The sequence below is a fragment of the Mycobacterium sp. RTGN4 genome (assembly GCF_033804635.1).
Lineage (GTDB): Bacteria > Actinomycetota > Actinomycetes > Mycobacteriales > Mycobacteriaceae > Mycobacterium.
In genome coordinates, this window is sequence record NZ_JAPZLB010000015.1 from 80285 (window position 1) to 94060 (window position 13776).

The window sequence follows — 13776 nt, forward strand, 5'->3', positions numbered from 1 at the left end:
CAGTGCGGTTATGGCCTCGACACCGACACCTCAAGCCGTCATCGAGGGATTCCTGCTACGAACCCGGCGGGTGATGGCGCACACACTGATCCGCGAGCAGGCCGCGCTGATGGCAAAGCTCCACAAGGGCGAGGTGACGATCATGGTCACGGTCAACACCAAGACCGGCGAGGAGACCCACAGGCGGCAAGCCGAGTACCCGCCCGAGGAGGCCCTGGAGTCACTGGCCAGCCGGGTCCGCCCGTTGATCCTCAACTCTGAGCCGATCTACTACGAGAAGGCCCTGAATGCGCTTGAGCAGCTGGTCGGGACCGACAAGCTGAACGAGGAGATCGACCTGGCCTGGTGGCACGGGTACTGGCGGCATGTTATCGACGCCAATCTGGCGGCGCAGGCGTATTGGGTGGCCACGCCGAGCGGCAAGACCACCGACCGCAAGCTGATGTACTCCTGGCTCTACGGTGACGTCATTCACGCCAAGTCGCCAAGGTCACCGGCCATCCGCGACTTGAGCATCGACCAGCGGTACTACGCCGCCGCGCCCGGCATCGCTCGCATCTGCGACCGGGTGATCTACACCCAGATCATGCTCATGGAGCTGATCGAGAAGGGCCTGCTGACCGTGGACCCCGAGGTGCTGAACGAGGACGTCGTGGTCACGACCACCAGCGTTGACGAGGCGGTGACCGTGCGCGTCTCGGATGTCGGCGTGCCGGTTCCCGATGACCTCACCACCGTCGGCGCGGCAGCACTCGATCCGGCGGTCTGGAGAACCCCGCACCAGGACTTGGCCGCGCTCAGGGGCGAGGCGGAGTGACGGCCTGGCAACGGCCACCGGTTAGCGGCGACCGATCCGAGACGGAACGTCCTCGGGATTGAACGCCCATACGCCGGGGCTGCCGGTCGGCCTCGGCACGATCTGGCCGGAGCGCACTGCGGCCATGAACGCTGCCGGGCCAAGGCCCGACTGCTCCTGGGCGTCATCGGCGGCCATCATGCCGCCCGGCACCACGTCACGGCGAGTAATCGCGCGCTTCTGCGCACGGGCGACGTTTGGCTGGCCGATGTTGCTGACGATGGCGCTGATCTCCTTCTGGTGAATCCCGCCCCAGTGGGCACGGACGATCAGTCCGTCTCGAATGACCCGTGCGATGTAGTCGTGGGTCCTGTCGTTCTGGTACTCGCGCTCGGCTTCGGCCAGGTCCGCACGGAGTGCGGCCTGCTCGGCCTGCGTCTTCTCAAATGCAATCACACATATCATGGTGATATATATCAGGGTGACATGCGACGCTCGATGCCTCGCGCGCTGCGCCCGTGTTGTCGGGATGCGGGGCATACTGCCCGATATGGCCGATACCTGGGAGTCGCGTGACCTGCCGGTGCTGCGGGCAGCCGTCGAGCTGTATGACCAGACAGGCCGCAATCCGAGCGCGGCCGAACTGGGGTCTGCGTGCGGGTTCGACAAGGACACCGTGCAGCGGGCGCTGCGCGCTCTCTATCGCGAGCCCTTCTTCGAGGAGGGGATGACCACTTGGGGCGGGGAAATCCTCGCAGTCGGCCCACCGACCAGCGCTGCTCTGCGGCTCGCCGGGCAGTGGCCGTCACCAGAGGCTCAACTCGAACGGCTGGTCGCCGCATTGCAAGCCGCCGCCGACGACGAAGAGCGCCCCGACGAGGAGCGGAACCGCTTCAAGCAAACCGCGCTATGGCTTGGCGGAGCGGCATCGCAGATCGCCATCGGCGCACTCGGTGGCGCGGGCGGCACCTGGCTTTCTAGTTAGCGGCGGATACTGGAGGCCATGACGACACCCGACGAACTGACCGTCCTTCGGGCGGCGATCGAGATATGCGACGAGAACAACGGCGCGGCTACCGCTGATGCCGTCGCCGAGAGGCTCGGCGTGGACAGGGAGCTAGTGCTGCTGAAGCTGCTACCGCCCGTCGCCAAGTACTTTGAGGTCAACCTGCCGGGTGACGATGGAATCGTCGTCGTCCGGCAGCCGACCGCTGCGGCGCGCCGGTTCGTTCCACACTCGAACACCTGAACGAGCCGACCCCCCGCTGGGCCGAGAATGGGCCAAGACAGGAAATAACGGGCCGACACGAGACGACATCGTGACTAACGAAAAGCCTTGTGCGCGTGGTGATTCGGTAGACAAGACGACACGGGAATATACCCGCTAGACATACCGATATTGATTTTACACACCAGCGGTCGGCGGTTCGATCCACAAACAGGCTCTTCTGACCCGTTCGTGGCAGCGGGCATGTTCGCGGCGACCCTCCGGGCCGGGTAGGTGCCCGGCGATGCGAGGGTGGTGCCGGTTTCAAGGCCCTGCAGCAGCGTCGCCGACCGGTGGCCGACGGCAATTGACGCCTTAGCTTGTGAACGGATTTGTGAACGAAACGGGGCGCAACTGCCGTGATGATGTGAGACGCACCGTGATGGCTGGGACGGGCGGTTGATCGTGACATGCACGTTTGAGACCCGGGAGGCCATGCGAGACCGGAACCGGTTGGCTCATAACCCAGAGGTCGCAGGTTCGAATCCTGTCCCCGCTACCAGTGTGATCAGCGGAAATGGCCTCCAGAGGAGACTCTGGGGGCCATTTTCGTGCCCAATGGGAACACGATTGGGAACATTCGCAAAGCTAAGGATCTTCGAGCGCCGATCGGGAACGTCGGTGCGACGAAGTACATGGACTTGTACGCGTGTCGTCGCGACCGATGGTTCGCTTGTAGGAGAGTGCTGCTCTCGTACGGTGCGGTGACGGGGCGTACATACGATGTCGCTGGCCGGACAGTGACGGCGTACCAGCCGTCGCTACGCGACTTGGGCCTAGGCCAGCAGACTTGTGAGCCGCTTCGCCCCCGACCGGCTGAACCGACCCAACCAAACGAGTCGCCACAATCGTTCGACGGATGCGTCGGCGTGCCACTAGCTTCGACGCTGTGACTTACGACCTGACTCGGCTCGGTAGTTCTCGCTTCGAGCACCTCGCACAGGCGCTGTCGCTAGCCCACCTCGGTCACGGCGTCGAAGTATTCGGGGTTGGCCCAGATGGCGGCCGCGAGGCGGCCTTCCATGGCGAGGTCAACATGGACGGTAAGGGCAAGTGGGATGGCTATGGAGTGATCCAAGCTAAATACAAACAACGGCTGGCGACCACGACGACGGACCAAGCTTGGTTTTTCCAGCAAGTCACCATGGAACTTGACGCGTGGATTGACCCAAAGAAGAAGCGCCACCAAAACCAGCCCGACTATCTGATCATTGTCACGAACGTCTCGCTGACGTCGGTCTCACATGAGGGTGGCTTGGATCGTCTTCGGCAGCTGTTTGCGCACTACCGTGATCGAACCGAAAAGCTCCAGGACGGAACCACCCGGAAGATTGGATTGCTCGACTTCAAGGACTACGTCGTCTGGCACGCAGAGTATTTGGACCGCCTGCTTGAAACCAATGGAGAGGTGCGCCGTAGCTACGCCGATTTAGTGCTGCCGGGAGATGTTTTATCTCGGCTTCATCAGCAGGTCACCGCCGATGACGAACGGTTGGCGCACGCCTGGATTGGTCATGTCGCACGCACACTGAAGAACGACCTCACAGTGGAGCTTGGTGAGTCCGGTGACAGCATGAACTCGCCCCTCCCGTTGGCCGAGGTGGCGATCGACCTACCTTGCGCTTCTAGCCCCCGCTACGGACCATCAACGCTGGCGTTGAAGCTGCTGGTCGAACGAGGTGACCACGTTCTGTCGCCGACGCTTTTACCTGCTGCACGGAATCGAGTAGTAGTACTGGGTGGTCCCGGCTCCGGGAAGTCCACATTGTCCCGATTGCTGTGTCAGGTTTATCGGATATCACTTGTGCGAGAAGCAGCCTCCGGCAAGGTCATTCAGCAGGTAGCAGATCAAGCTGGCCGGATCCGCGAAGCTCTCGATGCCGCCGACCTTCCCAGTCCGTCGCTTCATCGACTTCCGGTTCGGGTCGTGCTGAGCGCATTCGCAGACGCGGTGAACAGGTCCGCGAACCTCACTCTGTTGCAACACATCGTCGATCTGATCAACCACCGTGCGTCAGACCCAATCGACGTTCGAGAAGCAAAGCGGCTCATCGTGGCGTGGCCGCTACTTGTCGTCCTCGACGGTATGGACGAAGTAGCGTCCGCCGACAACCGCCAAGAGGTATCTTCTCGCGTCTCGGACTTCTTGACCGAGATGGCGGCACTGGGGGCCGACGTCTTCATTGTCTGCACGTCGCGGCCTGTCGGATTCGATCGTGACCTCGAAGTCGATTACGAAGAAGTACATTTGGCTCAGCTGGATCCTAGCGAAGCGATGCAATACGCATCACGTCTACTGGCATGCAGATTCGCAGACAATCCTGACCGCCAAGAACAGACGCTTGAACGGTTGGACGCAGCTTCCAGAGGTGCCGACACCGCCCGCTTGATGACGTCTCCACTACAAGTGACGATTTTGAGCCTGCTCCTCGAACAGCGACGTCAAGCCCCTGCGAGCCGATACGCGCTATTCAAGAGTTACTACGACACCATCTATGCGCGCGAGTGCAGTAAGCCTGAAGGTATTGGCGACGTTCTCGAGGCATACAAGCCCCAGTTCGATCAGCTTCATGAACGGTGCGGACTCGCTATCCACGCGCAAGCGGAGCGCGCGGGCTCGGCAGACTCCATCCTTCCGATCGGCGAACTCGAGCACATTGCTCGCGAAATCCTAGAGTCTGAGGGTCACCAAGAGGCAGACGCAGACGCATTGATTGGGCAGATATTGCATCTAGCACAACAGCGACTAGTACTTCTGGTCGCCAGGGTGGACGGCGTAGCTTTTGAAGTGCGCAGCCTCACCGAGTTCTTCGCTGCGCGGTGCCTCATGGCAGATGAGGACGCTGCCGACAATCTCGAGCTACTCGTCCCCTCGGCTCATTGGCGCCACACGTGGCTGCTCGCGGCCGGTTACATCTTCGCCGAGAGGCGCTACCTGCGTGACGCCGTCCTGAGCCGGTTGCTCGCAGCCGACCACGGTAGCGCGGTCCGCCGTTTAGTGATGCCCGGCGCAATTCTGGCCATCGATGCCCTTCAGGACGGATTCGCGGCCAACACGCCAAAGTTTGAGCGGGATCTTGTAGTCGTAGCTCTCCGGCTTCTGACAGGACCGATCGGGAGTCACATCACGGACCTTGCTGATGCTCTCGTTCCGCTCATGGAGCATTCGGTCGAGATTAATCGTACGGTTTGGCGCGAGGTCGAAGCTCTTCTGGCGGAGCACATCCCAGGTGCCACCCGAGCATTTCTCACCAGCCTCGCCGCATCCGACGCCGACGACATCGCGCTCCAAGCGACAAATAAGTTGACCAGCTATCTCCAACAGCGGGCCGCGGACCGAAGCGGCGATGCGTCGTCAAGTACTGCGTTGCAAGCACTCCGGGACGATGCGGGATTAGTCGACACAGACAGTGAGGGCGCGAAACTACTCGATGATGTCGCCCGCAAGAGCACGAATGGGGACCCGACCGACCGATCAGTGGTCGAAGCTCGAGAGATTATTGTCGAAGGCTGCCGAGATGATCACCGTCGCAGGTCTAGGATTCGGGCGTCACTAGCCGAAGCGATCCAACGCGATCACGTCGGTCACATCCTTTATCCGCCCGTGCTAACTAAGTGAACGCATGCCGGCCAGCGTCGGCGAATCAGTCGCTAGTGGCGCTCCTCCGGTTTCATCCGGATAGGTGGGGAGATCAACGAAGACATACGCGTCATCGCCGCGCCTTTCCGCGATGGACCGAATCTTGTGGTTTGAATATTGGGGCGTGCCTTTCGAGGTGCTTAGCGACAACGGCAAGCAGTTCACTGGCAACTTCACCCGGCCACTGCCTGTCGAGGTGCTCTTCGAGCGGATCTGCCGGGAGAACGGAATCACGGCCCGGTTGGCCAAACGGCGCTCACCGACGACCAGCGGCAAGATCGAGCGCTTTCACCGCACCCTGCGTCGCGAACTGCTCGATGAAGTCGGCGCGTTCGCATCGATCGAAGCCGCCCAGGCCGCGATCGACGAGTGGGTTCACGCTTACAACACGTTGCGGCCGCATCAGGCGCTGAACATGGCCACGCCGGCCGGGCTGTTCCGTGGCCGCACAGCCGAATCAACTCTCACACCGGCAGCATCCCGATGAGCCGACCAGCGGCGCGCTGTTGGCGTCACCGGCCGTCCGAAGTGCATCCCAGCCCATCGAAATCGATGGGCGGGTCCCACCGTCGGGTGTGGTGGTGCCGGCCTGCAGCAGGTGTGGGTCGGCAACAACTACGCCGGTCTGACGGTGACATTGTGGATCGACCCGACCAGCATCCGCATCATCCTCGGCGCGGAGGTCATCAAGACCGTCCCGTCACGAATCACCACCGCTGACCTCGAGCACCTATCGCTGCGTGGTGTGCGTGCCGGACGCGCAGGCCCGGCTATCCCAGCGGTGGCTGACCAGGCTGTGGGTGAGCGGTCTGCGCCCGTCGAGATCGACCGCACGGCCAACTGCGACGGCGTTGACGTCGTCCGCGGTCACGACCTGAGCTTGGGTGCAGCTATCACCGGTACCAGAATCACCTTGCGATTCGACCGTGGCCTCATTCACGCCACCGCAGGAAACATGTTGCTAAATCCCTTCAGTCACAACGAACTCCAACAACTGCGCGCGACTGGGTCGGCAGCGTCATCAATTCCACCGCAACCACCGGCCGGGCCACAAAGTATGCAGCGAAGAGTCCCAAAAGACGGCGTGATCATGGTCGCTGGACAGCGCGTGCGAGTCGGGCAGACCCAAACGCCGGGACCATCGTCACCGTCGTCGTTGAAGATCATCAGTTTCGCGTCCTCGACGGCATCAAAGAGTTGTCACTGCACGCCCGGACATCAACCAAGCCCATCCGCAACTTCAACGCTCACCGCCCCCGCCAACGGTAACCATGTCCCGATAACAACCGGTCGCGTATGTCCTGGAACCTCACAGGTCAGCGTTCCGCGTTCAACGCGTCCTGCTTGATTTTGGCGCGTTGGCCAACAACCCATGCGCCGAGATGGCAGCCATCAATGCTAAATGAAGAGTGACCGTCTGCAGCGGAGTCACGGCGACCCCTACCGATCGAGTGCCTTGAATTGCTTGATCTGCTTGCGCCGAGTCAGTGGCTTGGTCTGGATCATATCCAAACCCTCTACAACACAGCGTATTTCATGACGCAGAACGGTCAAGTGCTCGATTAGATTCCCCCGTTGCTTCGCCTGGTAGCCTTCGTCGAAGACTTCGTCCTTGGTAGGCAGTTCGCCCGCCTTTTCGAGCGCTGCGCGTGCAGATTCGAAGGCGTCGACCAGGGTCTGGAGTTGATGAGGTGTAGGAGCGACGAAGCTGCCTTTGCTCAGCGCGATAGACTCACCGAGTTTGTGCAGCTCACCTGCAATGTCCCCAGACGGAACGCGGTCCCGAAGCTGATTGAGAATCTTCCCGATGCGCCAGTAATCGAACCGGTGGAGGTTGTTCCGCAGCTCGTTGCGGAGAGGTGCCTGCAACTCGCGGACCTGTGCATACCGCGCATACTGGTAATTCACGATGCCCAGGGCGAGGGAGCCCAGGCTTATGACGATGGCCGCGTAGGACACGTTCATGGTTTGAAGGGTAGTGGTGCACTACGACAAATCTTTCGTCACCAACTGTGGCGCGCCTGGTCGGGCGACTGCGCGATAGACGCTCGAGGAGCTAATCTTCAAGGCCGCTGAGGGCGGTTTGGGGCTACCCGTTGAGCCACCCTGCGTCGGCGCCAGCGCGCGATCCAGGCGTACGGCGGCTGCCGGAATGCATTCTCGCCGATTCGCCCCGACAACGACGAATATCGCTGTGTTGCAGTCGATGTATGCGTATGAGCGAATCATGTCGACCGGTCGCAGCCAGCGATTTCTGGCGCTCTCTCTTCCGGGGGGCACCCCTACCGCCCAGGCATCTCACCGTTTCCATTTCCATCCCACGCATCCCCAATCACGAAACCCGCCGCCTTCTCGGCAGCTTCCCTGTCATCGTCAAGCGACACGTGAGCGTAGGTCTGCAGAAAATATCCGACGTCGGCGTGCCCGATCCTCTCGCTGACCACCTTGGGGTTGATGCCGGCCCTGAGCGCACCGGTGGCATAAGAGTGCCGGAGGTCGTGAAATGTGATGCGTGCCAGCCCGGCTGCCACCGCGAGTCGGTCGAATCGTTGCCGGATGCTGTCGGGATGCGGGGGTCGTCCGTCTTCGAAGGTGAAGACGTAGTCGCCGGATTCGTAGTCGCGGCCGAAGAACGTGCGCTCGGTGGCCTGCTGGGCCTGCCACTGCCGCAACGCTGCGACGGTCGCGCGGTCTATCGCGATGGTCTGGTCGGCGTTCACAGTCTTGCCGCCGGCTTTGTCGACGGCATGCCCGGCGACCACCACACGGTTGTCGTGCACGGTGATCAGTGCAGCATTGAGATCGACGTCGGACCATTTGAGTCCGCAGATCTGACCGCGCCGTACTCCGGTAGTCAATTCGAGGAGGAACAGCGTCGCGAATCGGTCGCCTTGAATGGATTTGAGGAAGGCCTGGATCTGCTGGGAGTTCCAGACGGGTCGGCGCGAACGTGACTTCTTCGGCGGCTTCACATTGGATGCCGGATTGTCACCGATGTACTTCCATGCGACGGCGTCGGCCAGGGCACGGTGAATCATGGTGTGGATGTTGCGGACCGTCTTGGGTGCCAGACCGGGGGACTGGCGTTTGGGCACGATGCCAGATTTGTAACGACGTACCGCGGCTCGTGCGGCGTAAATTGTTGTGCCGCAGGATTCCGAGACCTCTCTCGGGGCGGGGGACTCGCCGTTCGCGGTGCCCTTGACCCAGTACGTGTACATGACAATGTCACGGTCCGGTTTGATGCGTCCCTCACTGAGCAGACTGCCGTAGAGCTTGAGCAGTTGGGGCTCGTCGAGATGTTGGAGGCGTTCGCCACCGATCCTGGGCACCACGTACAACCTCGCGTAGTCCTTCCAGTTTTGCCACGTGGTGGCATCAAGGGTGGGCTCTACGCCGGCAAACCACTCCTCGAAGAACTGCGCGACGGAACGAGCGGTTGGCTGAACGACGCGCCCGTCGTCGGCCTTGCGCATCGCATCGCGGCAGGACTTCCACGCTTCCTTCTCAGTGCGAAAGCCGCCCTTGGTGATCCACGGGTATCGGCCCGTGGCCATGTCAGGGTCGGGGGCGCGGAACTTGTAGTACCACGTCGGTCCACGTTGGAAGACAGCCCCTTTCACGCCGCACCGAGCTCGCGAAGCGACTGCGTCACGACGTATACCCGACCGCCGAGTCTGCGCGTGGGAAGGTCGCCAGACTTAGCGAGTCGGTACCCGGCGGCGCGGCTGACCCCCAGGATCTTCGCTGCCTCCGGAACGGAAAGTAGAAGCGGCAGGCTATCGAAAAGTTCGTCCGTCACCGTGATTCACCCCCTCTCCAGATCTGGGCGCATGAGAAGCCAGTAGCGATTCGTAGCGCAGCCGGTTGCAATGCAATCCGTGGCCCCGTCGTGTTGCAGTCGTGCAAAAAGCGGCTGATTCGCACTGCAGCGGCGTGGTCCATGTGCGGACGGTATCGGGCGTCTGCATGCACTAGCACCAGGTAAACGAAGTCATTTTCCTGAGAATGCCAAACCGTCGCAGATCCGGGGTGGCTAAGCGATCACATCTGAACTGCGTTGCAGTGCAGTTTGTTACGGCGATAGCCGAAACGCTTCAGCAGGAATGCGACAGTGCCGAAATGAGTCCAGATGTACCGAAATGTCGCGAATGGAACCCGAGCGCATCGCCGCTTCGCGGCGCGCCTTGCTGACCCGTTTCGAACCAATTCGGTTTGGGCGTAGCTCGTCAGCACTTAAGCGCCTTAGCGTCACGCACATGGACGGGGATTCAGATTCGTTGGTGCGCTGCACCTGTCAACCTGCGCGGGCGCACGGATTGGGTACCGCCCCAGGTGCGGGTCCGGCAACGCGCGAGCCCCTGACCTACAGCTTGGCGGAGGCGGCCCACCGTATTGGGGGTATCTCGGAACGATGGCTGGCCATGAAGTTGAGGGATGGTGAGTTGTCCGGCCACAAGATCGGACGTCAGTGGCGCATGGGTGAAGCTGACGTCCAGGACCTCATCCACAGGTCCAGGGTCATGCCCCGTTTGGAACCCATCGTGCAGGAGGTCGCGAGCGTGAAACGCCCGCCGGAAGACGCCAAGCCCGAGGCGCACCCGGTTGTAGGCCAGCAGTATTCGCTCTTCAGCTGACGGCGCTCGCTGGCGCGCCGTGAGAACTTCGCGTTGGCCATCTGGGAATCATCCGCCGACGACGCAAGGGCCCAGCTACCGCGAGCACCGCTGTTGGAACCGACCACGCCAAGCTGTCGACGCAGCCAGCACCGCCCTACCGCTCTTCACGACACCCAAGGCTGCGCTCCGACGTGGCGCGCATTTCTCGATTTGGGGTAGTAGGTCGCGCCTCAGTGACGGCCCAGTCCCAGAACTGATCGCGCCCTGCTGGCGGGGGACCAGCCAGTAGTCGCCACCGGCGTCGATTTCGTCAGCCAAGTTACCGCCAGCTCCTCCCGGGGTTTTCGATGAGCCGTGCCCTAATCAGCGACTGCAACAACCGGTTGGCTGCGCGCAGCGTCGGGGCGTGTGCGCTGGCCCCGAGCACCTCGGCGTCGGCATCGTCAGCCAGGGACTCCAAGACTGTGCGGCAGGCGCGAGGAGAATTGAGCACGATTTGTGCGGCCTCCGCCGGGCTGACCGAAACATGCCTGGTTTCGATGCGTACCCGCTCGACGATCCTGTCGACGGGCTTCTCGACGACCTCGATGCGCAGCCCGATCGCACCATTCGCGGCAGCACGACGCTCTTCGTAGGCGGCGCGCCGGCACCGCTGCGAGCACCACACCGAAGGCCTGCCGGGCTTGGGCGGCCACGGGGGAGCAGGTAGCGCTGCTGAACAGCGCGGACACCGTTTCAACTCCATGGAAATCACGATAGCCAGACCTATATAAATATGCACGGACGAAATTGCGTTATCGATTCGTGACCCTGAATGCAAGAGGTGTGATGGGGATCTGGTGGCCTTTTTGCGCCGTGGCTGTGCCGGTGAGGCCGGCGGGGAGCGCGTCGATGGCGGCGGCCGGAGGTGCGGGTAACGGTTGCGAGCCTGAGGGGGTGCCCAGCTGGCTGAAATGGTGTGGTTTGGGTGCTGCTGATGGCGGATGGCCGGGTCTAGCGTGACCGCATCGCAACCACCAAAAGTGCGAACGCTGGCCAACAAACATGGCGGAGCGTGAATTCGCACTAGCGGCGAACGCTGGCATGGTCCGGCGAACGAGGCTCGATATCGAAACCCTGACAACGCTTTTTGCCGCGATCGTCCGGGCGGACACTGTCGACGGATGGCAGACCGAGAAGGGCGTCGCGCTCAATCAGCAAGCTGCGCGTCGCCGCGATGAACTGCGCCGCCTGGGCCGTTCAGGCGGGGCGGGTCGCGACGACGCGAACGGTAGGTGCTGTCCGGCACCGTGCGGAAGGCGCATCCGATGTCGTGATGACCAGTGATCGGCGATGGGCGGCGGACGGCTGGCAGGATGTGTCGGTTGTCGGGCTTCGACGGTCGCCAGGAAGTGGTCGACGTCGACCGCTTGGCGGTGAGCGGCGGCGGCTCTCACGGAGTCGATGGCGTGCGTGGCGGACGCTGCGACGGACTAGGGGGTTCTAGAGGTCCTCGAACAGCGTGCTGGCGGGGACGTGGAGTGCCTTCGCGATATCGAAGAGTCGTTCGTAGAGCAGACCGCGTTGGCCGAGTTCGACTTGGACGAGCATGTGTCGTGCCACGCCGGCGTCGAGCGCGACTTCTTCCTGAGTGAGCCCCCGTTCGAGGCGAAGCGCGCGGATCCGTGCGCCGACAGCCTTGCGTGTCTTCTCCCATCGAGCTGCGCGATCGGGATCGTGTTGGCTGGGGCGTGTAGGCACGCTCCTCAGTCATGACGGGCCCACACCAAAAGTCTGTACAACTGATTGTACATTGGGACTGTGTTTGCGAACTCACAACATGACCAGCCCTCGGAGTACGTATCGGGTCTCGCGCTGGAGATCCTTGATGAACTGCGGATCAGGATGATGGAGTGCCGATTGGTGCTCAAGGCGTTGCCCGATGAAGCGGACATGAACTTCGACGAGTTGGAGCGCGATCTGCACACCGCGCAGCAAGCCGCACGCTTGGCGTACGAGGCGGCGAGCGTGGTGCACCAGGGTGCCCGCCTGGATCCTCGATGGGGTAGTGACTGGTCGCGGCCGAAAGCGATCTTTGCCCGGCACGGTGCGGCGGTTCGTGACGGCGCGCCGCGAGTCGATCCGAAGCCCGCCTCGGGTGACCTTTTGGAGCGATGGCTTTGGCGGCTGCCGGCGACCGACAGCGTTGACGGTGCACCTGAGGTGCGGCCGACGTGTACGGGCACCGTGCGCGCTACCAAACGCCCGTGTACGGCGGCTGCGATCTATCTTGGGTCTGGAGTGTTTGGGGCGCACTGCTATTCGCACGCCACACCAATGGAACGTGACCAATATCGAGCGCATCACGATTCGGTCAGCGCGCAGCAATCAACCTCGTACACCGACCTACTGGAACGGCAGCGCGGTGTCGGTGAGCGCCTCTCCGAACAGTGGCTGCAACACCGGGACAACAGGTCCAAATGGGTCGACGAGGTCAGATCTGCCACCCGAACAGAACAACAGACTCCGTAGAACTTCACCGCGACCACGATCGGGGAACACCATTGGAGAGCGAAGATGTCACTGCCGCCCGAGAAGACGAGTCACCGAAGATTGCCGACCCCGGACGGCCCCGCACTCTCGACGTCAACGGGTTTCGGGAGCAACGTGACCAGATCGCCGCAGAGGCTCGCCGGCGCTACCAGGTTCACCTGGCGACCGCATTCGGAACTCGCGGCTACTCGAATGCAGACACGCTAGCCAACCTAGCGTTGGACGCGTTGACCGGATGGCGTTACGCCGACACCGGTGCCGATTGTCGCTGTGGGTGCCATCCGCAGTTGCCGACGAGCGATTGGCACGGTTACGGGTTCGACTGTTTCTGCACGAAGACGCGCGATGAGCGCAAGCGCCTCTTGGATGGCTTGCGGCGTGACAGCGACGCGTTCTGGCAATCGTTGGAGGGGCAGGAGATCACCGCAGCGAAGCGTGTCGAAGAGGCCGACCTTCAAGAATGGTTGGCGTTGCAACCCGATGTCACCGCGGACAGCGATGGTGGCTTTGCTCCCGAAGCGTGGAACGGCGAGGTGGCCGGTCACCGCTTCTACTTCCGGGAACGTGGCGGTCAGTGGCGCATCGAACTTGATCTGCGGCCTACGGGTCGCTTCGTCCCCGAAGTCGTTGCGGTCGCGGCGAGCGGTGAGCCGCGCATCGAACACCGCGAAACAGAAGAAGGCGATGTCATCGCACACGGTGACACAGCCGATGGCGGGTACGGTACAACACCTCGCGAGCGGGTGCAGTTCATCGTCGGCAAGATCCGCGAGCACCTGCTTCGCGCGTCCTGCACGTTGCATACCGGGAACTTGTCTGCGGTCGAAAACGCACTGGGCCAAAAGGTTCGGTGGTGCCCCGCTTGCGGAAATCCTCTTGGGGGTTGACGTCACCTCGGGCAGACCTGCAGTACATCAGCACT

The 13776-nt window shown here is 62.2% G+C and carries 14 protein-coding genes and 1 pseudogene; 8 read left to right on the forward strand and 7 right to left on the reverse strand.

Annotation, left to right across the window (positions count from 1 at the left end; all coding sequences use genetic code 11):
• Positions 1-10: 10 nt before the first annotated feature.
• The gene (locus SLQ30_RS26385; protein WP_319449770.1) at positions 11-817 is read left to right on the forward strand and encodes a hypothetical protein; all 807 of its coding nucleotides are present in this window, start codon (positions 11-13) and stop codon (positions 815-817) included.
• Between the two features lie 21 nt (positions 818-838).
• Here SLQ30_RS26385 and SLQ30_RS26390 read toward each other — a convergent pair whose 3' ends face one another.
• Positions 839-1252 (reverse strand): hypothetical protein, encoded by a 414-nt coding sequence (locus SLQ30_RS26390; RefSeq protein ID WP_319449769.1) that lies wholly within the window; start codon positions 1250-1252, stop codon positions 839-841.
• Positions 1253-1346: 94 nt separating this feature from the next.
• On the opposite strand from SLQ30_RS26390, the gene SLQ30_RS26395 reads away from it, so the two are divergent.
• From SLQ30_RS26395 to SLQ30_RS26410, 4 genes and pseudogenes are all read left to right on the forward strand, one after another.
• On the forward strand, positions 1347-1781 hold the full coding sequence (locus SLQ30_RS26395; protein ID WP_319449768.1) for a hypothetical protein: 435 nt from the start codon (positions 1347-1349) through the stop codon (positions 1779-1781).
• An 18-nt stretch (positions 1782-1799) separates the two neighbouring features.
• Complete coding sequence (locus SLQ30_RS26400) at positions 1800-2045, forward strand: hypothetical protein (protein ID WP_319449767.1); 246 nt, start codon at positions 1800-1802, stop codon at positions 2043-2045.
• 907 nt (positions 2046-2952) lie between these two features.
• Entirely contained in the window at positions 2953-5682 is a 2730-nt protein-coding gene (locus SLQ30_RS26405) for a hypothetical protein (RefSeq protein WP_319449766.1), read from the forward strand.
• Between the two features lie 139 nt (positions 5683-5821).
• Positions 5822-6145, forward strand: a pseudogene (locus tag SLQ30_RS26410) (integrase core domain-containing protein); the annotation flags it as partial.
• 288 nt (positions 6146-6433) lie between these two features.
• On the opposite strand, the gene SLQ30_RS26415 reads toward SLQ30_RS26410, so the two are convergent.
• The 4 genes from SLQ30_RS26415 to SLQ30_RS26430 all read right to left on the reverse strand — a co-directional run bounded on the left by SLQ30_RS26415 (position 6434) and on the right by SLQ30_RS26430 (position 9505).
• Entirely contained in the window at positions 6434-6574 is a 141-nt protein-coding gene (locus tag SLQ30_RS26415) for a hypothetical protein (protein ID WP_319449765.1), read from the reverse strand.
• Positions 6575-7143: 569 nt separating this feature from the next.
• On the reverse strand, positions 7144-7668 hold the full coding sequence (locus SLQ30_RS26420; protein WP_319449764.1) for a hypothetical protein: 525 nt from the start codon (positions 7666-7668) through the stop codon (positions 7144-7146).
• Between the two features lie 317 nt (positions 7669-7985).
• A complete protein-coding gene (locus SLQ30_RS26425; RefSeq protein WP_319449763.1) occupies positions 7986-9326 on the reverse strand; it encodes a tyrosine-type recombinase/integrase in 1341 nt (446 codons plus the stop codon).
• The gene (locus tag SLQ30_RS26430) at positions 9323-9505 is read right to left on the reverse strand and encodes a helix-turn-helix domain-containing protein (protein WP_319449762.1); all 183 of its coding nucleotides are present in this window, start codon (positions 9503-9505) and stop codon (positions 9323-9325) included. Before SLQ30_RS26430 ends, SLQ30_RS26425 begins: the two co-directional genes overlap by 4 nt.
• Positions 9506-10127: 622 nt before the next feature.
• Between SLQ30_RS26430 and SLQ30_RS26435 the strand changes: the two genes are divergently transcribed.
• Complete coding sequence (locus tag SLQ30_RS26435) at positions 10128-10340, forward strand: hypothetical protein (protein WP_319449761.1); 213 nt, start codon at positions 10128-10130, stop codon at positions 10338-10340.
• A gap of 301 nt (positions 10341-10641) precedes the next feature.
• Here the strand turns inward: SLQ30_RS26435 and SLQ30_RS26440 are convergent, their stop codons facing one another.
• Both SLQ30_RS26440 and SLQ30_RS26445 read right to left on the reverse strand, forming a co-directional pair.
• Complete coding sequence (locus SLQ30_RS26440; protein ID WP_319449760.1) at positions 10642-11067, reverse strand: hypothetical protein; 426 nt, start codon at positions 11065-11067, stop codon at positions 10642-10644.
• Between the two features lie 737 nt (positions 11068-11804).
• On the reverse strand, positions 11805-12062 hold the full coding sequence (locus SLQ30_RS26445; RefSeq protein WP_319449759.1) for a helix-turn-helix transcriptional regulator: 258 nt from the start codon (positions 12060-12062) through the stop codon (positions 11805-11807).
• 60 nt (positions 12063-12122) lie between these two features.
• On the opposite strand from SLQ30_RS26445, the gene SLQ30_RS26450 reads away from it, so the two are divergent.
• Both SLQ30_RS26450 and SLQ30_RS26455 read left to right on the forward strand, forming a co-directional pair.
• Positions 12123-12833, forward strand: coding sequence for a hypothetical protein (locus SLQ30_RS26450; protein WP_413468188.1), 711 nt, complete (start codon positions 12123-12125; stop codon positions 12831-12833).
• Positions 12834-12865: 32 nt separating this feature from the next.
• The gene (locus SLQ30_RS26455; RefSeq protein WP_319449758.1) at positions 12866-13741 is read left to right on the forward strand and encodes a hypothetical protein; all 876 of its coding nucleotides are present in this window, start codon (positions 12866-12868) and stop codon (positions 13739-13741) included.
• Positions 13742-13776 lie beyond the last annotated feature (35 nt).

Coding starts and splice junctions, on each gene's coding strand:
- SLQ30_RS26395 (WP_319449768.1), top strand. CDS start 1,347: ATGGCCGATACCTGGGAGTCGCGTGACCTGCCGGTGCTGCGGGCAGCC.
- SLQ30_RS26440 (WP_319449760.1), bottom strand. CDS start 11,067: ATGGAGTTGAAACGGTGTCCGCGCTGTTCAGCAGCGCTACCTGCTCCC.
- SLQ30_RS26400 (WP_319449767.1), top strand. CDS start 1,800: ATGACGACACCCGACGAACTGACCGTCCTTCGGGCGGCGATCGAGATA.
- SLQ30_RS26435 (WP_319449761.1), top strand. CDS start 10,128: ATGAAGTTGAGGGATGGTGAGTTGTCCGGCCACAAGATCGGACGTCAG.
- SLQ30_RS26385 (WP_319449770.1), top strand. CDS start 11: ATGGCCTCGACACCGACACCTCAAGCCGTCATCGAGGGATTCCTGCTA.
- SLQ30_RS26420 (WP_319449764.1), bottom strand. CDS start 7,668: ATGAACGTGTCCTACGCGGCCATCGTCATAAGCCTGGGCTCCCTCGCC.